The organism is Halobacteriovorax sp. YZS-3-1 (assembly GCF_047084945.1).
In the GTDB taxonomy this organism is placed as follows: Bacteria; Bdellovibrionota; Bacteriovoracia; order Bacteriovoracales; family Bacteriovoracaceae; genus Halobacteriovorax_A; species Halobacteriovorax_A vibrionivorans.
The window spans coordinates 587443-611242 of sequence record NZ_JBKIYI010000002.1; the positions used below are offsets into that span (position 1 = coordinate 587443).

The window sequence follows — 23800 nt, forward strand, 5'->3', positions numbered from 1 at the left end:
ATTCGATGTGCAAAATTATTAACTCGGCAGAGAATTAAAAGTATTTGTCTATTAAACATTTAGAGTAAGTTCATTATTAAGACGCAAACTAAGACCGAGCTGTTATGTGAAAAGGTGAGAAATCCTAGAACATATATGCTTGATGAGAATATTCACCCTCGCATTCACGCCAAAAATCTTGATCGTGAGCTAGGTTATAAAATCACAAAGATTGAAGAAAAGCTTTCTCAAAAGTACCGCGCTTATTATAAAGATGCAGATGATTCAAGTCGTAAGCAACATTACGATGGAACACAGACTTGGATTGGGTTACACCCTCAAGCATTACAAACTCCATATAATCATTTATTTGATGCCCTTTATTTATTAAAGGATTACAACATCGACAAGATTGTTGATATAGGTGCTGGCTATGGCCGCATCGGGCTTGTTATGAGCTCAATTTTTCCAGAAGCTCGCTTTATTGGATATGAAATTCTAAAACAAAGACAAAGAGAAGGTAATCGCGTCTTTGAGAGAATGGAATTACTTAATTGCGAAATACTCTTGGAGAATGTTTTAGAAGAGGACTTTGTTCTACCTAAGGCACAGGTTTACTTTATTTATGACTTCAGTGAGATGCAAGATATTTCCGACATCTTAGATGAACTTGTAACTCGTATTGATGACTACAACTTCTTTCTTATTACAAAGGGGGAGAGAGTGGATTATTTAATCGAGAAAAAATATAAGCAATTTTGGATAGCAAATGGTTTTTTAAGTTCAGGTGAACTTAAGATATATAGTTCGATCACAGATCTAACAAAATTTTAATAGCTAGGAGAAAATTATGGCTACAGGTACAGTAAAGTTTTTTAATGATGAGAAAGGTTTTGGATTTATTAAGCCAGACGATGGTGGACAAGATCTTTTCGTACATATCTCAGGTGTTGAAGGTAACACTCTTAGAGATGACGAAAAAGTTGAATTTGAAGTAGGTGAAGGACAAAAAGGTCCATGTGCTGTTCAAGTTAAATCTCTTTCTTAATTTAAGAAGAATTTAAAAAGAGGGGCCTATTCTTGGCTTCTCTTTTTTTTCCTATTATTTCAATATTTTACATTCTTTTTTAGCATTCCTTTGTGGCAACACTGGGTTGCATATTTGTAGTCTTTTGCAACATGTGATTTTTGGTAATAATTAAGATTATCACCGGCCAGGAGACTGCTATGATGAAACTTGGAAGACGCCAAGCTATTACAGGAATTCTTTTTGGCCTAGCATCAGCAGTGCTTGGGAGAAAGTTTATGACAACCAAAAAAGAAAGAATGCCAGCAATATTTTTAGGTCATGGATCACCTATGAATGCCATTGAAAGTAACGACTTTACAAAAAAATTAGAAAAATTAGGACAGGGACTACGTCGTGATTATTCAAGACCAAAGGCCGTGCTTATGATCTCGGCCCATTGGGAAACTGAAGGAACTTGGGTTACCGGAATGGATCATCCAAAGACAATTCATGACTTCTATGGTTTTCCACAAGCATTATATGATGTTCGATATCCTGCAGATGGAAATGCCAGCTTAGCTGATGAGATTGCTAAGGCCATAAAAAAGCCTCGAGTTAATATTGATAAGAAGCAGTGGGGTCTTGATCATGGAACATGGTCAGTTTTAAAACATGTTTTTCCTGAAGCGGATATACCAGTTGTTCAATTGAGTCTCGATCGCAATCAGTCGTATGAATATCACTACGAACTTGGAAAAAAGATAAGGTTCTTAAGAGATGAAGGTGTCATGATTATGGGAAGTGGGAATATTGTACATAATTTAAGAATGATGAGTCGTAAGCATCGATACTTAGGCCTTGACTGGGCCATCGAGTTTGATGAATGGGTAAAAGATAAACTTCTTAAAAGAGAAGATGCTCCGCTAGTAAGTGATGCCCTTAAGACTCAAGCTGGTAAATTTAGCATTCCAACAGATGAGCACTACCTACCTCTTTTATACGTTTTAGGTTCTAGCTTAGAAGAAGATAAAATTACATTTGATTATGAAGGCTTTGAACTTGGTTCATTATCAATGAGATCAGTTCGTTATTATTAATAATTATTGGAGGAAAATATGATCGCTTTAACAGGAGCTTCAGGCCAACTCGGTCAATTAGTTATAAAGAATTTATTAGATAAAGGTGTAAAACCAAAGTCGATTGTTGCCATTGCACGCTCAACAGATAAACTCGATGAGTTTGCCAAAAAGGGCGTACAGGTTAGGTATGGAGACTATGAGAAGCCTGATAGTCTTAGATCTGCTTTAGAAGGAGTTGAAAAATTACTACTTATCTCATCAAGTGAAGTAGGAAAAAGACTTTCACAACATCAAAATGTCATTGATATTGTAAGAGATTCTTCAGTGAAACATTTAGCCTATACAAGTATTCTCGAAGCAGACAATTCGCCATTAGGACTTGCTGAAGAACATCTTGCTACTGAAAAACTAATAAATGATCTTGATATTAAGACAACAATTTTAAGAAATGGTTGGTATTCAGAGAATTACACAATGGGAATTCCGACTATATTGGAGCATTCTGTTGTTCTTGGCTGTGCTGGAGAGGGGAGAATATCATCAGCTCCAAGAAATGATTATGCATTGGCCGCGGCAAACGTTTTAACAGATGATGGCCATGCTGGTAAGGTATACGAATTAGCAGGTGATACTTCTTATAATTTAAGTGAATTTGCAACTCTAATTGGCGAGCAATATGGAAGAGATATCTCTTATAAGAATATGACTCAAAGTGAGTACAGAGACGTTTTACTTCAGGCAGGTCTTCCTGAAGTGATTGCGGATATGTTGGCCGACTCAGAAATTGGCGCCTCAAAAGGAGGACTTTATTCTGAAAGTAAGGATTTATCGAGATTAATCGGTCGTCCTACAGAGTCAATGAAAGAGACCATCAAAAGGATTGCTTAATTCATATATGAAGGGGGTGCTAAGCATCTCCTTATTTTCTTAAATCTTTCTTGGAAATCCCTCTAAACAAGTTATAATTATCTTATAAACGTCAATGAGAGAGTTTTTATGAAGTTGATTTTCATCTGTGCATTACTATGCATAATTTCTTGTCGTCCATCTGAGACAAAAGATCCATCAAAGTTCAAAATAAAATTACGCTTAAGTCATGTCTTTAGCCCTAAAGAAGACTTAACTCTTTCAATGGATAAAGTTGCTAAACGAATTGATGAAAAAACGAATGGAGCGGTGAAAATTTTAACCTTTCCCCAAGGCCAAATTGCAACTTATAAAGATGGAGTAGAGCTTGTTGCTAGAGGTGCCCATTTTATTTCTGTGGAAGATCCTTCTTATATTGGAGACTATGTTCCTGAGTTCACTGCCCTTGTTGGTCCAATGCTTTATAATAGCTATGATGAATACACTGAGCTGATAAAGACACAGATGGTTAAGGATTGGGCCAAGAAATTAGAAAAACAAGGAATTAAAATACTTTCACTTGAATATATTTTTGGATTTAGGAATCTTATTACGGATAAGGTTGTAAGAACCCCTGAGGACTTAGAAGGAGTAAAACTTAGAACTCCTGGAAGTAAGCTCTTTATTGAGACTTTAAATGCAATGGGGGCAACTGCAACACCTCTTCCTTGGGGGGAGACATTTAGTGCAGTTCAACAGGGGGTTGTCGATGGACTTGAAGGATCGGAATTTACAAATATTAGTACAAAAGTCTATGAGACAGGAAAAAAGAATGTAGCACTTACAAAGCACTTTTTAGGTGTCTGTGGTGTTTATATTTCAACGGAAGTCTGGGCAAAGATTCCTGTGAAGTATCAAAAAATCATACAAGATGAATTTGACTTTGAGGCACGTGAAATGATTAATCTTTTAAAGTCTAAACACTCAAGTGTTGTTAAAAAACTCGAGTCTCATGGGGTTAAATTTAATGAAATAGATCGTGCTTCATTTGAGAAAAGAACGAAGAATGTATTTGAAAGCTTACCTGGAGTAAATCTTCAAATGTATAATAAAATCCAAAATGAGCTTAAAAGTATAAGAGAGCGCATATGAAATTATTTCTAAAAAACTTTGAAGAAATTATTAGCGGAAGCTTTCTTATTATAATGGTTTGCTTAGTTATTTTGAATGTCATCTTACGATATCTTTTTAATTACAGTATATACTGGGCGGAAGAGGTCTCAACGATATGCTTTGTTTGGTCTGTCTTTGTTGGTGCTAGTGCCGTCTATAAAAATAAAATGGACATAGGAATTGATGCTTTAATTGTAAGACTCTCACCAGAAAAAGAAAAGATTGCTAGAACTGTTGCTCACTTACTTACCATATTGATTAACGGCTATATCTTCTATCTAAGTATTGTCTTTACATTTGTTGCATACAAGAAACCAACTGCTGTTCTAGGCATAAGTTCAGCTGTTTATAATAGTGCTCTTATCTTTGGCTTTGGCCTTATCTCTTTTCACTCCATTAAGTTTTTAATTGAAGATGTAAAGGGGAGGAGAGCATAATGGAATACTTACCAGTAGCAATTGTTTTCATTCTTTATTTTTCTAGCTTACCAATTGCCTTTGCTCTATTTGGCGCATCGATTTTCTATTTCACATTCATGGATGCGGGAATGCCAACAGACTTAGTCTTACAAAAGTTTATTACTGCAACAGCATCATTTCCACTCTTAGCAATCCCGTTCTTTGTCATGGCAGGATCTGTTATGAATTACTCCGGAATTAGTGCAAAGCTTATGCAAATGGCCGATGTGCTTACCGGTCATCTAACTGGTGGCATGGCCCAAGTTAATGTTGTTCTTTCTACATTTATGGGTGGCGTTTCTGGTTCTGCCAATGCTGATGCGGCCATGCAAAGTAAGATCCTTGTTCCACAGATGCAAGAGCGTGGCTATAGTAAGGCATTCTCTGCTGCTATTACTGCTGCTTCATCGGCTATCTCACCAGTCATCCCTCCTGGGATTGTTCTTATTATATATGCACTTATTGCTCAGGTTTCAGTCGCTAAAATGTTTGCTGCTGGTTATGCTCCTGGCCTAATTATGGCCGCCGCACTTATGATCACAGTGGCAATTATTTCAAAAAAACGTGGCTATAAGCCAACTCGTGAAATAAAAGCAAATAGTAAAGAAATTGCCATGCAGTTTATTGATTCAATGTGGTCTCTTGCGCTACCATTTGGAGTTATTCTCGGACTAAGATTTGGTCTATTCACTCCAACGGAAGCGGGAGCAATCGCCGTCTTAGCATCTGTCCTAATTGGTATTTTCATCTATAAGGAACTTAAGAAAGAACACTTTATCCCTATTATGAAAGATACAATCTATGGAACGGGAACTGTTGTTCTTATTATTGTATCGGCTTCTGTATTTGGTTATTACTTAAATTGGGAACAGATTCCTCAACGACTTACAGAGGTCCTACTAAGCTTAACTCAAAATAAATACGTTATGCTTGCTATTATGAATGTCCTTTTATTAGCAATGGGGATGTTTCTTGAGGGTGGTGCTGCTCTCATTATCATTGCGCCACTTGTTGTTCCTGTGGCGACTCAGCTTGGTATTGATCCAATTCACTTTGGCGCGGTTCTCATCGTTAATATTATGATTGGTGGGGTAACGCCTCCTTTTGGCTCCATGATGTTTACGACTTGTTCCATTACAGGTGTCACAATAGGTGAGTTTGTTAAAGAGATTTGGCCATTCATTATTGCTTTACTGCTAACATTGCTTTTAGTGACGTATTGGCCGGCCGTTGTTTTATTCTTACCAAACTTATTATAGTAAAGTGCGTTACTTTAAGGCGGTGCCATGCACCTTTTGTTTCGCAGTGGCGAAACAAAAGGTGCATGGCACCCTATACCCTATAACTCAGATAAGTACTTAAGAGATCGAATTCGTTTTTCAACATCATAGATTGATGTGACGACCATCAGTTCATCAGGTCGATAGCGAGTGATAAAAGTTTCTAGTTTTTTCTTAACGGTCTCTTTCGATCCAACAAAAGAGAAGTGAAGCATATGCTTTGCCATCATCGCTTCTTCAGGAGACCAATAAGTATTGATATCTTCAATTGGAGGAGAGAATTTCTTTTTAACTCCACGTCTAAGGTTAGCAAAAGATTGCTGTTGGCTTGTTGCTAGAAATTGTGCTTCTTCGTCTGTGTCAGCGATAATAATATTTACCCCTAACATAAAATATGGCCTTTCTTGTTGAGGTGAAGGCTCAAAACCAGCATGATAAAGATCTAGTGCATCTTGAAGAGCATCAGGTGCAAAGTGTGAAGCAAAAGCATAAGGAAGACCTAAATGAGCTGCTAGCTGCGCACCAAATGTGCTTGAACCTAAAATCCACAATGGAACTTCGCTTGCGTGTCCTGGAGTGGCCACAATTGGATCATTACCACTTTCTTTTGAAAGGAGTCTTTGTAGCTCGACGACATCTTTAGGAAAGTTGTTTGAGCTTTGGGCCGTAGTTCTTAAGGCCTGAACAGTCATTTGATCAGTACCGGGAGCACGCCCAAGGCCTAGATCAATTCGTCCAGGATATAATGCTTCAAGAGTTCCAAATTGTTCCGCAATAACTAGGGGAGAGTGGTTAGGAAGCATAATCCCACCAGCTCCAACTCTAATTTTTTTTGTTTGGGCAGCAAGTAGTCCAATGACTACAGAAGTTGCAGCACTGGCAATGGCCGGCATATTGTGATGTTCAGCAACCCAAATTCGATTAAATCCAAATTCCTCAACGGCCTGTGCTGTCTTAACAGAATCATTGTATGCATCCCTTAGTTCTTGGCCTTCATTTACAAAGACCAAGTCTAATAATGATAGCTTTGTCTGCATTATAATTCCTCTAGTGTTGGGTAATCTGTGTAGCCAACTTTATCTGGCCCATAGAATGTTTCAAAGACTGGCTCATTAAGAGGAGCATCTTTTTTAAATCGCTCTACTAAATCAGGATTTGCAATGAATGGAACACCAAATGAAATAGCATCGGCAATTCCATCATTAAGGGCCTTTTGTGCCGTTTCTTTTGTAAACTTTTGATTGGCAATAAAGACACCATCAAAGTGTTTCTTTAATTTTGGAAAAAGACTTCCATCATCAAGTGGATCACGTGTGAAGACAAAAGCAATGTCTCTCTTATTGAGTTCTTCTACAACATAGCTAAATAGTGATAAGGGATCAGAGTCACCCATGTCGTGACTATCGCAACGAGGAGCAAGGTGAACGCCAACGCGATCAGCGCCCCATACTTCAATGAGTTCATCTGTGATTTCCAGCAAAAAACGCACTCTGTTTTCAATTGAGCCTCCATATATATCATCTCTCTTATTTGTTGAGTCTTGTAAGAATTGATCGATTAGGTAACCATTGGCAGCGTGAATTTCTACTCCGTCAAATCCAGCTTCCTTAGCATTAATGGCCGCTTGTTTATAGTCTTGGACGATGGCCTTAACTTCTTTTGTTTCTAATGCTCTTGGTGTTTCAAAATTTGTGATAGGTCTAACCTGTGAGACGTGACCCTCTGGCCTAATAGCACTTGGAGCAACAGGTAATTCACCGTCTAAGAACATTGGATGGGAAATTCTACCAACATGCCAAAGTTGCATAAAGATTTTTGAACCTTTCTCTTGAACAGCTTGAGTAATTTTCTTCCAGCCGGCAATTTGCTCTTTTGACCAAATTCCTGGTGTGTTGGCATACCCAACAGCTTTTTTTGTTATGGCAGTGGCCTCCGTTAAGATCATCCCAGCTCCTGCTCTTTGTGTATAGTATTCAAGCATAAGTTCATTTGGGACTCTTTCAACTCCAGCTCTTGCACGAGTAAGAGGGGCCATGATGATACGATTCTTTAATTCAAGGTGACCTAATTTTATTGGGGAAAATAAATCTGGCATATGTACTCCTAAAATTATAGTTAGATATTTATCAAACAATAGACCCGCTCTTGAAAAAAATCAAGCAATTTGTTAGAATTTTATCTAACAATGAAAAAACAAGAAATAACACTCGATAAGATATTCAAATCACTAGGTGACCCTATAAGAATGGGGGTCATAAAGCAGCTTATTATTTATGAAGAAGGTTGTGGTGATAAAGAAATGACATGCGGCTCGTTTGATTACTGTGTTAATAAGGCCACTTTTTCACATCATGTTAAAAAGCTTATTGAAGCTGGGATTATTTGTGAGCGAACTGAAGGGGTTAAGAAGTACCTCTTTTTAAACCCAGATATTAAAAAGAAATATCCGGGCCTAATTGAGACTGTGAAAAATAGTTGTTTGCCTTGTGATTAAAATCTTTTTTCAATACTAAGCATCCAGATTGGATCATCGTCAATATATTCGAAGAATTCTTCATTTTCTTCTCCATATCCTTGAGAGAATCCAGTCTTAATCCTAAAGCCTTTATAGTCATAGTAAACTCCACCGTAAGCGTCGCCTCCAAAGTTTCCGTCGCCATGAGCATTTCCTTCTAAAGATAACTCCATTCCAAAACGATGACTTCCTCGTTCAATTAAAACTTTATTAGCCTCTAGTAAGAAGTAGACACGCGATCCTTTTCTGATACTGACAAGTTCAACACCTGTTTCTAATGTAATTCGATCAAGTTCACACTTACAATCATATTGGTTCGTATCGAGTTTAACGACCTTTCCAATTGCTGCTTTGGCCGTGACAAAGACATCATTTGTGTCACCTAATTGATTATCGTACATGGAAGTTGTTTCTGGCGTTAAGTTGTTGTGCTTATAAACATGCCATCTTCTTTGCTGACCGATAGCACCCCAGCCACCATCGTCACTATTATTGAATTTCCCAATCCCTGCACCAACTAGGATATAGCTCTTATTATCATACATCTGTGCATCGAGAATATCATCCCAAGTAATATCAAGCTTTGTTACTTCATTAAATACTTGTGGATCATTTGGAAAGAGGTCTTGACCTTCTGGCGTGACATCTTTTGTGTATATTTTAGATGAAAGAGCGATCTTCCATGTTTCATTTTCTTTAATGATTGCATTGTCAGCACTTGGTGATATTTCAACTTCAGCTCCAAGCCCATGTGTGTAGCCATGGTCATCATCAACGTAGAAGAGTGAAGGCATTAGGTTTAAAAAAGGATTATCGTTATCCATTTGAATTTTTGTTTTCACATGGGAGCGATCTGCATATAGCTTTTTTTCAATATTGGTCATTTCTGCAAAGGCCTGTGTACTGATTGCACATAGTGAAAATGCTAAGGCAAACTTAATAAGCTTCATGGTTTTCTCTCTCGTTATTGTTTTCTTAAATATAAGGGAAAAAGGCCTGGATCATGGCCAGATTGTATTATTTTTATTTAGTGTATAGTTCATAAACGAAACAATTGCGCGAGGCGCATGTAAGTTATTGGAATCAAAGACTGTTTAATAGAGGGCCATAAGGCCATTCTAATACTATTAATTAGATTTTTTTCATATTTTGCATTGTTTTAACGTTTTAAGACCGATACCATTTTCCCATGAAAAAAACACACATCGCGGCTTTAATGATTTTGATTTCAGGAATGACTTTTGCAACTTGTGATCAAAGTAAATTCTACTCAGGACTTCCAACCCATCTTTCAGGTTATGAGTTCAAATCAAAACTATCTAATCTACTAACAAAGACACATCGTAGTCTTTCTTATGATGATCTTCACCAGGCTTATACGAGATCTGATCGTGATAAGACATATGATGGTGATAATACAATTTTAGATATGTATTCTGAAAATCCTAATGGAAGAGACCCTTATAAATTTAGGGCCGGTCAAAAGAAGTGTGGCCAATACAGAAACGAAGGTGATTGTTACAATCGTGAACATTTATTTCCACAAGGTCTCTTTGGTAAGAGAAGACCAATGAAAACAGATATATTCCATGTTTATCCATCAGATGGAAAAGTGAATGGAATGAGAAGCTCGTACCCATTTGGTGAAGTCGGGGAAGCAAGATGGATTTCAGAAAATGGATCCAAACTTGGAAGAAGTAAAGATCCAGCATATCGCCGTACAGTGTTTGAGCCAATTGATGAGTTCAAAGGTGATATCGCTAGAGCAATGCTTTACTTTGCTGTTCGCTATGAAAGTCGAATTCCAAGCTTTCGTTATAATGACATGACAGATGGTTCAAGAGATCAGACTTATAGCACATGGTTTTTGAAAACACTTTTAAAGTGGCATAAGCAAGACCCTGTTAGTGAGCATGAAAGATATCGAAATGATCAAGCATGTCGTTATCAGAAAAACAGAAACCCATTCATTGATCATCCTGAGTGGGCCTTAGCAATTTGGGAAGTTCAATAGGCCAATGCTAAAAATCATCTTAACTCTTATTATAACATTTATATTTCTTGTACCTTTCTTCTCCACACCAATTGGAGAAGAATTGTATTTGAATTATCAAGACACAAAACTGCATGAAACGATTTACTGCCAATATGTAGAATGGTTTGGTGCTGAAGGTTTTGAAAAAATTAAATACTCAGTAAAATGTAAACTCTTACGATAATAAAGTTTAGTTTTACAAATTTCACACCATTGACATTCATCAAACTGCTATCATCTTAATAGTGAGGAAGAGGATACCTTTTGGAGGTCTCGGTCATGAAAAAGTTGAATGTTTTCGTATTTATATTCAGTTTGCTTTTTGCTTCCTTCTCCCTTGCCCAAGCTGATAACGTTAGGGCATTAATGATGGCACTCGATGACGAGTATAAGGCACGTGCAATTTATTCTAGAGTATTGGATGACTTCGGTAGAGTTCGCCCATTTTCAAAAATTATTTATTCAGAACAAAGACATATTGATGCACTAATTCCTTTCTTTGCAAAATATGGAGTCGATGTGCCAGACGATTCATACTACGGGAGAGTTCCTGGTTATGATTCAATTCAAAAAGCCTGTGAAGCCGCAATTATAGGAGAGATGGCCAATGTTGAATTATATAATAAGATTTTTGAATTGGCCGATGACCCCGATCTGATTGCAGTATTTGAAAATTTACAGTGGGTTAGTCAAAATCGTCATTTACCAGCTTTTCAAAGGTGTGCTGAATGATTCAGCATATTGTGTTCGTTGACATCCTAGCTCCCTTGATTTCACCCTCTCACGAAATCAAGGGAGTCTAGATCCGAGTTCCCATAACCATAACTTCATTCTTATTTACATTTAGCTGTCTCAAAATACAGTCGTAATCAAGGCTATGTAATTTCTTTTTAAAGCTTTGGAGAATATCGTAGCTGTCACTTCCTTTAAACTTAATGGTAAAGACAAAGTTTTTGCATTTTTGAGGTGTGGCCCAAGTTTCTATTAATTCAAGAATTCTATCTGGAGTACAAATTATATCTGAAACCACCCAATCAAAACCATCCTCAGTCATAAACTTGAAAGCATCTTCTGCGCTGAAGTTCACTTTTGGCATAAGGTCTTCTCTTAGGGGAGAGCGATCAATTGATGTGACTTGTGCTCCTTGATTGAGCGCAACGTAACTCCATCCTCCTGGACATGCTCCAAGATCTACTAATGTTTCATCTTCTTTTATCTCTTTTCCAAGTACGAGTTGCGCTTCCACAAGTTTTTTAAATGCTCTTGATGGTGCCTGCTTATCATCGGTAATCGTTGTGTAGCCACCTGGGAATGGACTAAGAAGATGATCATATTCTTGCCTTTTTACTTTATCGAGAATTGAAATCTTTATGCTTCGATCAGGATAAATACAGGCCTTAATAAGTGGGCAGTCTTTGAAATGAAACTTTCCTCTCTTTATTCCTTCTTTTCTTAAATTCTTAGCAAGCTTTTGAGATAATAATTCACTGCGGCCACTGGTTACGACTCCGTACTTATTAGAAATACTAAAGACTTGATAGGCTGTTTGTGAAATATTACTCTTCTTTAAAAGATTAACTATCAAAGAGCTCTGTTCTCCAATGCTTCCAGCTGGAATAGTTTGGGTTTCTGGTAAAATGTCCAGAGCAAGACCAAGATAGCTCTTTCTTAATGGTGTTTTTTCATCAATTTCTAAAATCGGTAGCCCATCAGGACTTGTGATTTGAGACTTCTTGATGGAAAATTCATCCATGACCTCATCTTTGAGGAACTTTTTCCAGGTATTATCTTTTGGCATTAGTAGGTGCATAAATGAGAACCTAGCGAGAAAATTAAGTTCCGTAGAGGGAAAATGTAAAATTTTCTAGATTAATAGAAGGATAAATATGTATTCAAGCTCAAGAAGATATCGCAAGAATGATTGGTGGGACTTTATGACTGTAATTGACCAGGAGTTAGACAGAGATGAAGGCCCAATGACTTACTATTATATTCTTGATGAGCTTAAATGGCGTATGGTGGACTCTGTATCAGAGGGCGAGACTTTTAAAATTAAGAAAAAGGCCCAAGAATTAAAAGATCGTATGGAAAAGAGTAAAGAAAGTTGGAGTCTTGATTCTGATGCGACTCTTATTGAATTAAACTCTTTATTAGAATTTCTTATTTAAATTTATATTACTGATCTATATCATGAACAGATTAAGTAGATTTGATAAAATTAATTATGAAAAAGAATCTAAAAATCACTCTATTTTCTCTTTTTACAATTATCTCATGTGCGGCCATTGGCTACTTTGCCTCTGATTCACAAGAAACCACCACAACTGAAAGATGGGTTTTCTTCGACCTTGGGGATACGATAGTTAACACAAAAGAAAGTGGGAATTATCACTATTATCCTGGTGCTTTGGAGTATATACGCTCCTTAAAAGAAATGGGTATTAAGGTTGCTATTATTTCTAATATTCCTGAGTCATTTGGTGAAACCTACGATCAGAAAATTGAGTCACTCAATCAATATGTAAAGGCCCATTGGAATGATCAAGACCAATTTGACCTTACTATCTTTCATAAGGTTTACATTCCAATGAGTAATGATGAGCTAAAGCCCGCGCCATACATATTTAATAAGGCGCTAGACGAAACTGGTCGCCATCCAAGCCTTTATATTTCTGAAGCTTTTGATGAAGTTGAAGCAGCAAAGCAACTTGGTTTTGCTGGATTCCACTTCGCCGCTGGTGTAGGGCAGGAGAAAGTTGAGTCAACTCTTTATATTGAACTCAGTAAAATCGTGGACTATATCGATCAAAATAGTCATCTCTAAAGTCTAAATATATTAGGTATTTGTCGTTACCTAGAATAAGCCTCTTGAGTCGAGGCTTTTCTTATGGCATATTGTAGAGTAATCGTCTAGACAACTTGTCTATAGGAAGTGAAAGTGAAGCAGGATTCGAAAGAGGCCATTTATGAAGGCGTTCTTAATTTATTAGATGAAGTTCCCATTTTAGATTTAAGTGTTTCAAAGCTAAAGAAGCATACTGGTCTATCAACAGGAACTTTTTATTATCATTTTCCAAATGGTATTGAAGATATCTTTAAATCATTATTCGTTAAATTAACCTCAAGAATTAGAAATGAAGTTTATCAAGCTGCTATATCGGCCAAAACAATTGATGAGACACTAGACGCGTTGGTTACAACATATTTCAATTGGCATAAGAATAATTTAAGAGAGAGTAGTTTTTTTTGGAGAGTGTCTGAATCTGGCTTCTCTGAGATTCGCCACCTTATTCAAAAAGAGTATCGCTCCCTATCTACTAAGATCTATGAAGTCTTATGTGAGCAAGGAGAGTCTGAAGGTGTAAAAGTCATTTCTCCAAATATTTTAGATGCCTTTCTTTACGGAGCTGCAAGAGAGCTTATCCATTCTTGGATAGGGCGAGGGCGAAGAGAAGAAGAATTTGAAAAAATGCGAGTTGAATTTATCGATGCACTTTACCGTGCATGTATTGATAAGAATTAAGGGATATACGAGGAAAATATGGATAAGATTTGGCTAGATAGCTACTCTAAAAATGCATCATTTGAGATTAACCCAGATAGCTACAATAGTATTGTCGAAGTAATAGATGAAACTTGTAGTAAGTATCAGGACCGCTCAGCATTTATAAATATGGATGTTGAGATGACTTATGGTGAAGTGGCTCAAAAATCGGATGCCTTTGCTAATTACTTAATCGAAGAGCTAAAACTGAAAAAAGGTGATGTCATCATGATACAGATGCCAAACCTTCTACAATATCCTGTTGCCCTTTACGGAGCCTTTAAGGCCGGTCTAATTGTTGTTAATACGAATCCTCTATACACTGAAAGAGAGGTTAAAAAAGTTTTAAAAGACTCTGGAGCAAAGGCAATTGTTATTTGTAGTAACTTTGTCTCAAAACTTGAAGCGGCAATGGCCGATAGTAAGATTGAGCATGTAATTACAACTGATATTGGAGACTTTTTTCCTTTCTTAAAAAGAAACCTCGTTAATTTTGCCATCAAATATATTAAGAAGATGGTTCCATCTTATAAAGGAACATACACGACTTTAAATACTGCTATAGATAGAGGAAGTAAGCTAAAAGCATCATATCCAAAGCTTTTAAATACTGACATTGCACTTCTTCAATATACTGGTGGAACGACTGGGAAAACAAAGGCCGCAGTACTTACTCACCGAAATATTATTGCTAATATGCTGCAAATGGCCGTTTGGATTAAATCTGGTCTAGGAGAGGGAGAGTATAAAGTTCTGGCCCCTCTACCAATTTATCATGTCTTTACATTCTCTGTTAATATTCTTGGTTTCTTCTATATGGGAACAACAAATCTTTTAATTACTAATCCACGTGATCTCGATTCTGTTATTAAAGATATAAAAAAACATAGGCCAGAAGTCGCAACAATTGTGAATACTTTATTGCAGGCATTGCTTAATCATCAAGAATTTCAAAAGCTGGATCTAAGTTATATGAAATTGAGTGTTGCTGGTGGTATGGCACTGAAAGTAGCAGTTAAGAAAAAATGGGAAGAGATAACTAAGTCAAGTGTCGTCGAAGGTTATGGCCTAACTGAAGCTTCTCCTGTCGTAACATGTAACCCAGTCGATGGAAGAGATATCGCTGGATCGATTGGTATTCCACTTCCTTCGACAGATATCAAGATCGTTGATGAGCAAGAAAATGAGCTGGGCCTTAACGAAGAAGGGGAGTTGTGTGTGAAAGGTCCCCAAGTTATGCAAGGTTATTGGAAACAAGAAGAAGAGACAGCAAAGACATTTACTAAAGATGGATGGCTTAAAACAGGTGACTTTGCTTGTATTGATGAAAAAGGCTTTGTTAAAATTCTTGATCGTAAAAAAGATATGATAGTCGTATCAGGCTTTAATGTTTATCCAAATGAAGTGGAAGAAGTTCTTCTTGAACTTGACGGTGTTCAGGATGTTGCGGCAATTGGAGTTGATAATGAAAAGTCAGGAGAGGTTGTAAAAGTCTTTATCGTAAAGAATAAAGAAATTACAAAAGATGATATTAAGAAATTTTCTAAGAAGAATCTTGCTGGTTATAAAGTACCAAAAGAGATTGAGTTTAGAGATGAGTTACCAAAGAATAATGTTGGAAAAGTTCTAAGAAGGGAACTTCGCTAGAAACTCTTTCATTTCATCTTTCCAAATAAGACTGCGGGCCTTTGGATTACATCTTGTTGGCGTTGGCCAATACCAGATATGATCAATAAGGTCTGCACTAAGTCCATTTTGTTCGAAGAAGCCTTCAAGTAAGTTTTCAATTCCTTTTTTTCTACGACAAGTAAAGAACATAGGCTTTGTTTTCAATAACTTTTTAAACTTTGGTGAGGCATGTTTAAAGTCCACGTTATTTTTCTTATGGGCCGCAAATAAAACAGTATCAGAAGGATCGTCTTTATCTTTATTTGGAACCTTGGCAATATTTACTATATTGCTCATAGCAATGCCCCACTTTTCTAAGAATGCATACTTTTCTTCAATAGTAAGTTTTCGAGCTTCTTTTTCTGGTTCAAACAAGAATTGTAAAACTTTCCAAAAGTGATTGCGATTATTATTGTAATAAAAGAATTCACCATCGGGTTTTTCACCATTTACAGTACGAGCATTAATAGAGCCCATAGTTCCTAGAATAATTAAATTGGTTTCTCCCTTTGGGATAAATATAGGAATTTCATCTTGATGTGTAGCCATATACCTAGGGTATCATAAATAGAAGAAATTATGCTAAAATTAGAAGGTGAAAAATAAATGTAAGCTAAGAGCTCTTCTCTTTCTCCTTTTGAATATAAATGTACTCGCTATAAGTGTGAATATTAGCACTTATAAATCACGAAATGAGATCGTAAAGAGGGAATCTGAGAGCTTTGGTCGATATATTGTTGTAAAATTTGGTGTCTTTGATTTAAAGACTAAAAAGCTAAAGGTTAGTGGTGCAAGTGTAATTAATAAATATCAAGAAGAAGATCTTAATTGCCTAGAGCCTATAATTAAAAGCGCAACAATGAGTGAGACTCAACTAGAGGACTTTTCAAAGTTTGTTGAATTTAATGATCGTTTTTTTCAAACGCAGTATGGTGTCTTAGTTGAAAAGTCATGCCTTGAAAAATCCAATCGTAAATATATCGAGTCAAATATTTTAAAGTCATATAAAGATGGCCTTAGTTGTTTACAAGAACTTGATGGTGAAGGCTCGAAAGAATTACTTCTTAAAATGAACAATCTCTTTAGTGACTCTGATAATAAACCAAAGATCTTTTGTTCAGAAACAAATGCAGATATTAAGTCCAAAGGAATTAATTGGACTGATGCTAAAGCCTATGCCAGCGCTTCAGATGAATTTAGTAGTAATGAAATGAAGCATCCGTTTATCTCTTTAGGACAACAGTGGCGTTGGCAAGATAATGCTTATAGTTTCCGTGGTACACTTTTTCATGAGTTCATTCACAATACAGGATGTATTCATACTAAGACTATAGAGAAGTCTTATACTTGCCAGACATGTTGCTTTAGTGAAATCGATAATCCTAATGCAATGATGAGCCCTGCTCAAAGTGCCGTCGAGCAAAAAGAAGTTGCTTGTAAAATATGTCGTTCTACTTATGAAGGGATTACAGATAAGAACTACTTAAGAGATTATGCTAAATTTAGTATTCTCGGCGGACAGACCTCATTTCTTCTACCAGTTTTAAAAAGCTATATGAAAGAGCGTCCTGGCGATGACTTTGCTGTGGAGATCTTTGTTGAAGCAGATAATAACGGGCCGTTAGCGAAAGCACTTTTATCAAATAAAGGGCCCGTTTCAAAGTATGAATTACTAGCTGAAATCGTTAAGGAGTATGCAAAAGGTAATTATGTCCAATCAGCTAAGTTTATTAGAAAATTAAAGCAAGAGCGTAAGTACTTTACAAACAATCAATATTCTTCGATTTATGAAGAAATAGAAAAAGATCTGCTATTTATGTCTTTTGGAAACCCTGAAATAAAGCTCCAAGCAGATAACCCATTCAATAGTCTTTTTAAGCAATCCAAAGACTTTCTCTCTTCTCCTGTTAGCTTAAAATAGCAATTTGAAGCTTTTCAAAAATGTAATCTTTAAAAACCTTAACATGCTTTGGGATATGTTTAGAAGGTGGAGAGAGAACGAATAGAGAACGTTTGAAATAGGTAAATTCTGGCAAAACTTTTGTAAATATATTTGTCGCAATTTCTTTCTTGCAATAAAAAGTTGGAAGGGTTGCAATGCCTTGTGAGTTACTCACATATTGCTTTAATAGTGGAAAAGAGTTTGTTGAAAAATGACTTTGTAGGTCACTTAATTTCTTCTTTGTTAATGGCGTCCCATAAACATCTTTTAATAATCCAATAGAGTGATGTTTTAAATCATCTTCTTTAAAGATTCGTTCATTAGTATTTAGATATTGACTTGAGGCAAAAAGGGCAACTTCAATATCGCATACTTTCTTTTGAATTAAGTTCGAGTCTTTTAGTTTCCCAATTCTTAATGCAAGATTGAGTTGGTGCTCCTTAAAATCAAGAATATCATTCGTTGAATAAATCTCTATCCTTATGGAAGGGTATATTCCCATGAACTCATTTATTAGTTCCATTAAAATCTCTTGTGAGAGGTCTTCTGGAGCTGTTAGTTTAATGACTCCTCTCATCTCATCATTATTTGTTTGGAGTTCTTTGACAGAACTTTCTAAGGCTTCTATTGGCTGTCTAATTGATTGGAGTAGGTGCACTCCCTGTTGCGTAAGTGATATTCCCCTTGGCCCACGTATGAGCAAGTTTGATTCAATTAAGTTTTCGAGCTTAACTAAGTCGCGACTAATCTTAGACTTTGGATGACCTAGTGCCTTTGCTGCTTTTGTTAAACTTCCTAGTTCTGCAACTTTTTCAAAAATCTTAAGTAAATTAAAGTCCATTATATTGCCCCGTAAAGTGTTCTCTTATAAGAACATTCTACGGGTATTTTTATGGATTATGCAACATTACTCATATTTAGTGACTCATTCATCTGTAGTGTTTGTGAAATTAACTTCTTCCCGGCATCATTAATTTCTCTTAATGTTTGCTTTAAACTGTCTTTGAAATTACCCAGGTCGCGTAGGAGTCCATGAAGTTCACCTGAAGATGTTGATAATTTTGCAGCTTCAATCTTTCCACTTATGCTTACCATCTCTAAACCAATTGATAACTTCTTTACATCATTACAAACACGCTCAAAAGTTCGAAACTCTTTTTGAATTTCTTGAAGGCTATCTTTTGCACGTTTTATTTGTTCAGTTCGCAATGTATTTAAAATTTCCATTTCATTGGATTTTTGAATTGGTGTTGGCTTTGTTTCATTCTCAAAGAAATTATGTATCTCTTGCTGAAGAATCGAATTACAAACATAGAATTGGCATTCTTTTACCTTTTGCTGCACTATCTTTCCTGATTCCACAAATTTATTTATTTCAGTGTGTATTTCTTTGGCAAGATTATCGTACTGTGAAGAGATCGTTGCAAGGGAAGCGGCTTCTTCACCAATTCGTGCAGACTGAACTTCTAGATTCATTGGTACAAGTGAAGTTTTCTGATATTCCTCAAAAATTAATTCTGACTTATTCTCAAGAGTTGCCCCTGAGTTCAATGCTTCTTCAAGTAACTGTAATGCGTTTATAGGTCTTTCTCCAAGCTCTATTTGTCTTGAATTTAGTTCTGCCATTAGTGCTTCAATCATAAATTGTTTGTAGTCCTGAAAACCAAGATCTTTTACAACTGAAATTAGAATATCTTGAGACTCTTTTGGTGAGAGCCTCTTCTTCTTTTCAAGATGATATAACTCTTCATACTTCTCTTGAATGATTGCAAAGTATTTACTGCTTGGTTTGAGTCTTACTGATAAGTAGCCATCATCAATTGGTGAGACTAGCGCAAATACCCAATAATTACTTCCGTCTTTAGCTTGATTGTTAACGTATGCACCGATCATCTCATTGCGGCCAATGGTATCCCAAAGAAGTGAAAAAACGCCTCGTGGCATTGTTGGATGCCTGACAACCTTATGTGGTTTACCCAGCATTTCATCCCATTCATATTGGCTTACTCGTTGAAATACAGAATTACCTGATTCGATAATTCCCTTTTTGTTGGTTCTTGAAAAAAATAATTCATCATAGCCGAAGCTACTTTCTCCTTCTGTCACTCTCTCTCCCTAATTGTAATTAAATTCATTTATCCTCTCGTAATTTATATTATTGATATTACGTCGGTAAAAAAAGATGATTGTTCTCACTGAATTAATTTCCTTGAGAGGGGTTTAAGGAATCTTTACGCTGTGTTAACAATGTATTGATAATTTAAATAAAAAATCTTGCTATGATTTGAATCAGTATAGAATAGTTTATGAGGTAAATAATGTACGAAGAATTGAGTTTATATGAAGTTGTCATTATCGGAGCTGGCCCTGCTGGGATTAGTTTAGCAACAGAAGCATGTGAAAAAGGAATCTCTCCAAGTAATATTCTCGTTCTTGAAAAGGCCAAGGAGCATTCTTGGGCCATCAGAAAATTCTATCCAGAAGAGAAGATGGTTACGGCCAATTATAAGGGTAATGATGTTTCATGTACTGGACATTTATGTTTAATGGATTCGACAAAGAAAGAAACATTGAGCTATCTCGATAAGGCAATCGCAGATTATAAGCTCAATGTCGTTTATGAGAAGAGCGTTGATGAAATAAAAAAATTAGCAAATGGCCAATATGTTGTTTGCTCTGGTGAAGAATGTTTTGTAACAAAAACAGTTGCAATTGCAATCGGTGTTATGGGACGTCCAAATCGTCCTAGTTATAAAATTCCAAATGAAATAACAAGTAAGATCCATTTTGATGTAACTAGTAATCTCGTTAAAAATAAGAAAGTCTTAGTTGTTGGTGGTGGGGACTCAGCAAGTGAGTACGCCCAATATCTTGTTCAAAATAAGAATGAAGTCACTTTCAGTTATCGTAGAGAATCAATTAGTCGTATGAATGACATTAACCACAAGACACTTCTTGAACTTGGAAAAGAAGGATTATGTGATGTTAGGCTAGGAACTGATATTGATTCAGTTGAAGAATCTGATGGAAGAATTCAAGTCAACTTTAAAGATGGAAAGCAAGAAAAGTTTGATCATATTTTCTATGCTCTAGGTGGTTCAACACCAAAGAACTTTCTAGAGACTATCGGTATAAAAATGTCTAAAGAAGGTCCAGAAGTTAATGACTTCTTTGAGTCTAAGCAAGAAGGAATCTTTCTATTAGGAGATCTTTCTGCCGGCCGTGGAGGAGGAAGCATTAACCTTGCATTCAATAACTCTCACAAGGCCATGCAAGAGATTTGTGATATGTATCTCGATTGTCCTAAATAATTAATACTTGTTTCAAGTCATGGGCAACTGTAAAATGTTGTGATGAAGGAAACTAATAAATTTCAGGAGAAATATCTCGATTTGCTTATTTATTTATCTTCGAAAAGAAGAGGAATAAAGGCGCGTCTTAAGAAGTCTTTATTGAGACTCAAAAGAGGGCTTGAGCAAGAAGGAGTTGAGACGCGAGAGATGTTTTCCATCTATGGCCGCTATACAAAAGGCTTGGCGACTAAGGAAGAGATGGTCTTGGCCAATAAGCAATTTGTAGAAATCCTAAAGGGACTTGGAGTAGGGGTTCTTTTAGTTCTGCCGTTTGCACCTCTGACTCTTCCTTTTGTCGTAAAACTAGGACAACGTTTAGGTATTGATATCATTCCTTCATCTTTCAGTGATAGAGAAGATTAATTTTGTTACTAATTTTTATATTATTTCAGGTAGTTATGCTTTGCTTTTGGTAAGTGAGGCCCAATATAAATAATTGCTGTATATATTTCAGCGTATATTCCTATTTGTCCTGTCTTATTGTACTAAGATTGAATGAATAAAACACTCCTCGCTATTTTATTGGCACAGCTAATCTGTGGAAATACTTTCGCTATAAATATTGCGGGAACAAGTGCTTATTTCGACCAAAAAGATCTTGAAGAAGTAATTTCAAGATTATCCTCACAGCAGCTTTTTGAATTAGATAATATGTCATTAAGCGACTCTCAATGTGAGTACGAGATCTTAGAAGAGGTTTATCAATTAGATAAAGATTCAAGTCTAAAAGACTCACTCATTTATTTAAGGTCTAATAAGACTATTGATGATACTGAATACCGTCTTTTAAATCGAACAATCAAATCATTTTTAAAATCAAAGAAAGATAAATACCTTTCACCATTTAAATCTAAGGTAGAAGATTTTAATAAGAATGCATTTCATGATTTTTCAAAGCAGATCGAAGGTGGCCTTTGTTTGAATATCGCTTTTAAGAACCTAATAGGTGCATTAAAAGTTGAAAAACCAATAAAGAGTTTTAAGGTTGCTTACCACAAAGGTCTAATTTCAAAGAGAATGTATTGGCAGCTTAAAAGACTGGTACAAGAAGATTATCATAAAGAAGCAAATACATTATCTGAATATCGTAAAAATCAAAACTTTTTAACAAATCAATTTCCTGAACGTCTTGAGATTGAGGGCGTAGACTATATTTCAAAAAGAAGTGAAAAGCGAAAAGCATCTCGTCGTGAAGTTCTACTTTCAAAATATAATCCATTTCAGATTATTTATCTTAGAAGCATGATGGAAAGGCTCTTAAATCGCATTAATGCAGACTTCGTATCGATTAATGTTGTTTTAGACGATGAAGTTGTGGAAGAAATAATTCTCGACCCATTAGAGCAATATCGTTTTGCTGCAAAGATGATTCGTAAGGAATTAGGGGATTTACAAAATACAAATTTATTCTCATCAACGAATGTATCGTTTGAGGATATCTTGGCCGCTTCTTTTGAAACAGGTTTAGTAAATGGGGAGGATCTAAGTACTCTTGAAACAGTTGAGTACGTTTGGAATCCTAAACTCACAAAAGGTGAAAAGCGAAAGCGTTTTATAAAAAGATATGGAACGATATTTGTTGCTGCAATTCCTGCTTCTGTTTATTTTGTGAAGGTTTTTGCTCTCGTTGGAATCGAAATGTTAACTGATATTAAAAAGGAGCCAGCTCGTGATCATTCAATGTTCTAAGCTCTTGGTGCTTCTTCTTATTACACAGTTTAGCTTTGCTGCTTTTAAAACGACAGTTTTAACTCGTAATAAAGAAATGGATCTTGTAAAGAAAGAGGTCGTATTCAAAGACATCGACAACCTTGGAAAGTTAGAAGATAAGAGTTTTAAAATAGTTAAAGCAAAGTCTGAAAAACCGATTGTTTTATCTGAACTAAATGATGACTTAGAAAAGATGAGAGCAGCAAGTGTTTACTTTCATCTAAAAAAAGCGAAGAAGTATTTTCTTGATGTTGTTAAGTCTAAGTATGTAAGTGAGTTAGGGCAAATCACAATTAGACTTGGAATTACTAATCAATTTAATTCTATTGGTCACTTTGCTCATGATAACTTAGCTCCTGAGTATAATAATGCTCTTTCAATCCCTCCTGGAGAAGGAAGAGCAAGATTTGGTATTGATCCTTGGCAACATGAGATCTGGTTTAGGCCAGCAAAAGAAGTTGATTTACCTAGTGAAGGATTAAAGAACGACTTCGAACAAACTGCTGCACTATTTAGTGAGTTTCGTACTCAATCTCGATTTGCTAATTTTCAACGATTTGTTGCTGATCTATTTTTATTAAGCGGTGATGAGCTTGTGGATTCTGGACTTAGTATCTTAGGTTCCACGGCAATTATTGAAGCTTCGTTTATAGCGATGAAGCATATATATGGACTCCTTCAGGGAAAGAGTTATTTATTAGATACATCATTTATTCCTGAAATTGTTTATCATGAGTTCGCTCATATCGCTCTTAGTGACAAGTTAACATTAAGTCATTCTTCACCTGTTAATGAAGGCATGGCCGATTTCTTTGCCGCTTCAATTGCCAATAGTTCAACACTTGCTGATAAGGTAAAGGACTATGCAAAAAGAGTACGTGAAAAAGATGCATTTAGAGAGCAGACTTATCAATCAGGCTTTGAGTCTAATGCATATGCAAATATTGACTTTGTCTTAGGAGTACTTTGGCAAGTTAGGGAGCTAGATGAACAGAAGAGTCACTCGTATATATATAATATTAGAAATAATTTAACGAGTAGCTCAAATATTAGAGGTGATTTAGTGAAGTCCATTCTTAAGGAATGTCGACGCTCTTGTAAATCTCCGCTTAGTGGCAGAATAAAGCTTCTAAACGCCTATCATGAGATGGGTTTATAAATACATAGATTCGATAAAGAATTGACGTAATATATTTTGTTGGGTATTAA

At 36.0% G+C, this 23800-nt stretch carries 26 protein-coding genes; 19 read left to right on the forward strand and 7 right to left on the reverse strand.

Translation table 11 applies throughout. The annotated features are described in order from the left end of the window. Nucleotides 1-114 precede the first annotated feature (114 nt). The 7 genes from ACMAZI_RS12855 (at nt 115) to ACMAZI_RS12885 (ending at nt 5803) form a co-directional block, all read left to right on the forward strand. Nucleotides 115-813 (forward strand): hypothetical protein, encoded by a 699-nt coding sequence (locus ACMAZI_RS12855; RefSeq protein ID WP_412474244.1) that lies wholly within the window; start codon nt 115-117, stop codon nt 811-813. 16 nt (nt 814-829) lie between these two features. Beyond that, nucleotides 830-1027: a cold-shock protein gene (locus ACMAZI_RS12860; RefSeq protein ID WP_115361149.1), complete on the forward strand. Its 198-nt coding sequence runs from the start codon at nt 830-832 to the stop codon at nt 1025-1027. A gap of 257 nt (nt 1028-1284) precedes the next feature. Beyond that, the gene (gene ygiD / locus ACMAZI_RS12865; protein WP_412474429.1) at nt 1285-2085 is read left to right on the forward strand and encodes a 4,5-DOPA dioxygenase extradiol; all 801 of its coding nucleotides are present in this window, start codon (nt 1285-1287) and stop codon (nt 2083-2085) included. 18 nt (nt 2086-2103) lie between these two features. Then, nucleotides 2104-2955 (forward strand): SDR family oxidoreductase, encoded by an 852-nt coding sequence (locus ACMAZI_RS12870; protein ID WP_120404392.1) that lies wholly within the window; start codon nt 2104-2106, stop codon nt 2953-2955. Nucleotides 2956-3063: 108 nt separating this feature from the next. Next, complete coding sequence (locus ACMAZI_RS12875) at nt 3064-4065, forward strand: C4-dicarboxylate TRAP transporter substrate-binding protein (protein WP_115361145.1); 1002 nt, start codon at nt 3064-3066, stop codon at nt 4063-4065. Continuing rightward, a complete protein-coding gene (locus ACMAZI_RS12880; RefSeq protein ID WP_412474245.1) occupies nt 4062-4523 on the forward strand; it encodes a TRAP transporter small permease in 462 nt (153 codons plus the stop codon). The genes ACMAZI_RS12875 and ACMAZI_RS12880 overlap by 4 nt, the downstream gene beginning before the upstream one ends. Next, nucleotides 4523-5803: a TRAP transporter large permease gene (locus ACMAZI_RS12885; protein WP_120404395.1), complete on the forward strand. Its 1281-nt coding sequence runs from the start codon at nt 4523-4525 to the stop codon at nt 5801-5803. Before ACMAZI_RS12880 ends, ACMAZI_RS12885 begins: the two co-directional genes overlap by 1 nt. An 80-nt stretch (nt 5804-5883) precedes the next feature. On the opposite strand, the gene ACMAZI_RS12890 is transcribed toward ACMAZI_RS12885, so the two are convergent. Together ACMAZI_RS12890 and ACMAZI_RS12895 are read right to left on the reverse strand one after the other, a co-directional pair. Beyond that, nucleotides 5884-6861, reverse strand: coding sequence for an LLM class flavin-dependent oxidoreductase (locus ACMAZI_RS12890; protein ID WP_412474246.1), 978 nt, complete (start codon nt 6859-6861; stop codon nt 5884-5886). Further along, nucleotides 6861-7919: an alkene reductase gene (locus ACMAZI_RS12895; protein WP_412474247.1), complete on the reverse strand. Its 1059-nt coding sequence runs from the start codon at nt 7917-7919 to the stop codon at nt 6861-6863. The genes ACMAZI_RS12890 and ACMAZI_RS12895 overlap by 1 nt, the downstream gene beginning before the upstream one ends. A gap of 90 nt (nt 7920-8009) precedes the next feature. Here ACMAZI_RS12895 and ACMAZI_RS12900 point away from each other — a divergent pair, with 90 nt between their 5' ends. Continuing rightward, nucleotides 8010-8318 (forward strand): ArsR/SmtB family transcription factor, encoded by a 309-nt coding sequence (locus ACMAZI_RS12900; RefSeq protein ID WP_115361135.1) that lies wholly within the window; start codon nt 8010-8012, stop codon nt 8316-8318. On the opposite strand, the gene ACMAZI_RS12905 is transcribed toward ACMAZI_RS12900, so the two are convergent. Further along, a complete protein-coding gene (locus ACMAZI_RS12905; RefSeq protein WP_412474248.1) occupies nt 8315-9289 on the reverse strand; it encodes a hypothetical protein in 975 nt (324 codons plus the stop codon). The two genes, ACMAZI_RS12900 and ACMAZI_RS12905, sit on opposite strands and share 4 nt — an antisense overlap. A gap of 239 nt (nt 9290-9528) precedes the next feature. Between ACMAZI_RS12905 and ACMAZI_RS12910 the strand changes: the two genes are divergently transcribed. Together ACMAZI_RS12910 and ACMAZI_RS12915 are read left to right on the forward strand one after the other, a co-directional pair. Then, nucleotides 9529-10353 (forward strand): endonuclease, encoded by an 825-nt coding sequence (locus ACMAZI_RS12910; RefSeq protein ID WP_115361131.1) that lies wholly within the window; start codon nt 9529-9531, stop codon nt 10351-10353. 300 nt (nt 10354-10653) lie between these two features. Then, entirely contained in the window at nt 10654-11106 is a 453-nt protein-coding gene (locus tag ACMAZI_RS12915) for a ferritin-like domain-containing protein (RefSeq protein ID WP_412474249.1), read from the forward strand. 67 nt (nt 11107-11173) lie between these two features. On the opposite strand, the gene ACMAZI_RS12920 is transcribed toward ACMAZI_RS12915, so the two are convergent. Continuing rightward, nucleotides 11174-12184, reverse strand: coding sequence for an SAM-dependent methyltransferase (locus tag ACMAZI_RS12920; RefSeq protein WP_412474250.1), 1011 nt, complete (start codon nt 12182-12184; stop codon nt 11174-11176). A 76-nt stretch (nt 12185-12260) separates the two neighbouring features. Between ACMAZI_RS12920 and ACMAZI_RS12925 the strand changes: the two genes are divergently transcribed. The 4 genes from ACMAZI_RS12925 to ACMAZI_RS12940 all read left to right on the forward strand — a co-directional run bounded on the left by ACMAZI_RS12925 (nt 12261) and on the right by ACMAZI_RS12940 (nt 15565). Further along, complete coding sequence (locus ACMAZI_RS12925) at nt 12261-12542, forward strand: hypothetical protein (RefSeq protein WP_115361123.1); 282 nt, start codon at nt 12261-12263, stop codon at nt 12540-12542. 56 nt (nt 12543-12598) lie between these two features. Then, the gene (locus ACMAZI_RS12930; protein ID WP_115361121.1) at nt 12599-13198 is read left to right on the forward strand and encodes an HAD family hydrolase; all 600 of its coding nucleotides are present in this window, start codon (nt 12599-12601) and stop codon (nt 13196-13198) included. Nucleotides 13199-13312: 114 nt separating this feature from the next. Beyond that, nucleotides 13313-13897 (forward strand): TetR/AcrR family transcriptional regulator, encoded by a 585-nt coding sequence (locus ACMAZI_RS12935; protein WP_334679053.1) that lies wholly within the window; start codon nt 13313-13315, stop codon nt 13895-13897. Between the two features lie 18 nt (nt 13898-13915). After that, nucleotides 13916-15565: an AMP-binding protein gene (locus ACMAZI_RS12940; protein WP_334679054.1), complete on the forward strand. Its 1650-nt coding sequence runs from the start codon at nt 13916-13918 to the stop codon at nt 15563-15565. On the opposite strand, the gene ACMAZI_RS12945 is transcribed toward ACMAZI_RS12940, so the two are convergent. Further along, the gene (locus ACMAZI_RS12945; protein WP_334679055.1) at nt 15545-16135 is read right to left on the reverse strand and encodes a hypothetical protein; all 591 of its coding nucleotides are present in this window, start codon (nt 16133-16135) and stop codon (nt 15545-15547) included. The two genes, ACMAZI_RS12940 and ACMAZI_RS12945, sit on opposite strands and share 21 nt — an antisense overlap. Before the next feature lie 46 nt (nt 16136-16181). Between ACMAZI_RS12945 and ACMAZI_RS12950 the strand changes: the two genes are divergently transcribed. After that, nucleotides 16182-17507, forward strand: coding sequence for a hypothetical protein (locus ACMAZI_RS12950; RefSeq protein ID WP_412474251.1), 1326 nt, complete (start codon nt 16182-16184; stop codon nt 17505-17507). Here the strand turns inward: ACMAZI_RS12950 and ACMAZI_RS12955 are convergent. Next, nucleotides 17494-18369 (reverse strand): LysR family transcriptional regulator, encoded by an 876-nt coding sequence (locus tag ACMAZI_RS12955; protein WP_120404407.1) that lies wholly within the window; start codon nt 18367-18369, stop codon nt 17494-17496. The genes ACMAZI_RS12950 and ACMAZI_RS12955 overlap by 14 nt on opposite strands. A gap of 56 nt (nt 18370-18425) precedes the next feature. Continuing rightward, nucleotides 18426-19634, reverse strand: a complete 1209-nt coding sequence (locus ACMAZI_RS12960) for a hypothetical protein (RefSeq protein WP_334679057.1) — start codon at nt 19632-19634, stop codon at nt 18426-18428. A 212-nt stretch (nt 19635-19846) separates the two neighbouring features. Between ACMAZI_RS12960 and ACMAZI_RS12965 the strand changes: the two genes are divergently transcribed. The 4 genes from ACMAZI_RS12965 to ACMAZI_RS12980 all read left to right on the forward strand — a co-directional run bounded on the left by ACMAZI_RS12965 (nt 19847) and on the right by ACMAZI_RS12980 (nt 23750). After that, nucleotides 19847-20839: an NAD(P)-binding domain-containing protein gene (locus ACMAZI_RS12965; protein WP_120404408.1), complete on the forward strand. Its 993-nt coding sequence runs from the start codon at nt 19847-19849 to the stop codon at nt 20837-20839. A 42-nt stretch (nt 20840-20881) separates the two neighbouring features. Beyond that, on the forward strand, nt 20882-21244 hold the full coding sequence (locus tag ACMAZI_RS12970; RefSeq protein WP_412474252.1) for a hypothetical protein: 363 nt from the start codon (nt 20882-20884) through the stop codon (nt 21242-21244). Between the two features lie 132 nt (nt 21245-21376). Beyond that, nucleotides 21377-22570: a hypothetical protein gene (locus tag ACMAZI_RS12975; protein WP_412474253.1), complete on the forward strand. Its 1194-nt coding sequence runs from the start codon at nt 21377-21379 to the stop codon at nt 22568-22570. Beyond that, nucleotides 22551-23750 (forward strand): hypothetical protein, encoded by a 1200-nt coding sequence (locus ACMAZI_RS12980; RefSeq protein WP_334679061.1) that lies wholly within the window; start codon nt 22551-22553, stop codon nt 23748-23750. Before ACMAZI_RS12975 ends, ACMAZI_RS12980 begins: the two co-directional genes overlap by 20 nt. Nucleotides 23751-23800 lie beyond the last annotated feature (50 nt).

What these genes read in the sequence shown, in the direction of transcription:
- ACMAZI_RS12860 (WP_115361149.1), top strand. Translation starts at nt 830, where the DNA reads ATGGCTACAGGTACAGTAAAGTTTTTTAATGATGAGAAAGGTTTTGGA.
- ygiD (WP_412474429.1), top strand. Translation starts at nt 1,285, where the DNA reads ATGACAACCAAAAAAGAAAGAATGCCAGCAATATTTTTAGGTCATGGA.
- ACMAZI_RS12870 (WP_120404392.1), top strand. Translation starts at nt 2,104, where the DNA reads ATGATCGCTTTAACAGGAGCTTCAGGCCAACTCGGTCAATTAGTTATA.
- ACMAZI_RS12875 (WP_115361145.1), top strand. Translation starts at nt 3,064, where the DNA reads ATGAAGTTGATTTTCATCTGTGCATTACTATGCATAATTTCTTGTCGT.
- ACMAZI_RS12880 (WP_412474245.1), top strand. Translation starts at nt 4,062, where the DNA reads ATGAAATTATTTCTAAAAAACTTTGAAGAAATTATTAGCGGAAGCTTT.
- ACMAZI_RS12885 (WP_120404395.1), top strand. Translation starts at nt 4,523, where the DNA reads ATGGAATACTTACCAGTAGCAATTGTTTTCATTCTTTATTTTTCTAGC.
- ACMAZI_RS12890 (WP_412474246.1), bottom strand. Translation starts at nt 6,861, where the DNA reads ATGCAGACAAAGCTATCATTATTAGACTTGGTCTTTGTAAATGAAGGC.
- ACMAZI_RS12895 (WP_412474247.1), bottom strand. Translation starts at nt 7,919, where the DNA reads ATGCCAGATTTATTTTCCCCAATAAAATTAGGTCACCTTGAATTAAAG.
- ACMAZI_RS12900 (WP_115361135.1), top strand. Translation starts at nt 8,010, where the DNA reads ATGAAAAAACAAGAAATAACACTCGATAAGATATTCAAATCACTAGGT.
- ACMAZI_RS12905 (WP_412474248.1), bottom strand. Translation starts at nt 9,289, where the DNA reads ATGAAGCTTATTAAGTTTGCCTTAGCATTTTCACTATGTGCAATCAGT.
- ACMAZI_RS12910 (WP_115361131.1), top strand. Translation starts at nt 9,529, where the DNA reads ATGAAAAAAACACACATCGCGGCTTTAATGATTTTGATTTCAGGAATG.
- ACMAZI_RS12915 (WP_412474249.1), top strand. Translation starts at nt 10,654, where the DNA reads ATGAAAAAGTTGAATGTTTTCGTATTTATATTCAGTTTGCTTTTTGCT.
- ACMAZI_RS12920 (WP_412474250.1), bottom strand. Translation starts at nt 12,184, where the DNA reads ATGCACCTACTAATGCCAAAAGATAATACCTGGAAAAAGTTCCTCAAA.
- ACMAZI_RS12925 (WP_115361123.1), top strand. Translation starts at nt 12,261, where the DNA reads ATGTATTCAAGCTCAAGAAGATATCGCAAGAATGATTGGTGGGACTTT.
- ACMAZI_RS12930 (WP_115361121.1), top strand. Translation starts at nt 12,599, where the DNA reads ATGAAAAAGAATCTAAAAATCACTCTATTTTCTCTTTTTACAATTATC.
- ACMAZI_RS12940 (WP_334679054.1), top strand. Translation starts at nt 13,916, where the DNA reads ATGGATAAGATTTGGCTAGATAGCTACTCTAAAAATGCATCATTTGAG.
- ACMAZI_RS12945 (WP_334679055.1), bottom strand. Translation starts at nt 16,135, where the DNA reads ATGGCTACACATCAAGATGAAATTCCTATATTTATCCCAAAGGGAGAA.
- ACMAZI_RS12955 (WP_120404407.1), bottom strand. Translation starts at nt 18,369, where the DNA reads ATGGACTTTAATTTACTTAAGATTTTTGAAAAAGTTGCAGAACTAGGA.
- ACMAZI_RS12965 (WP_120404408.1), top strand. Translation starts at nt 19,847, where the DNA reads ATGTACGAAGAATTGAGTTTATATGAAGTTGTCATTATCGGAGCTGGC.
- ACMAZI_RS12970 (WP_412474252.1), top strand. Translation starts at nt 20,882, where the DNA reads ATGAAGGAAACTAATAAATTTCAGGAGAAATATCTCGATTTGCTTATT.
- ACMAZI_RS12975 (WP_412474253.1), top strand. Translation starts at nt 21,377, where the DNA reads ATGAATAAAACACTCCTCGCTATTTTATTGGCACAGCTAATCTGTGGA.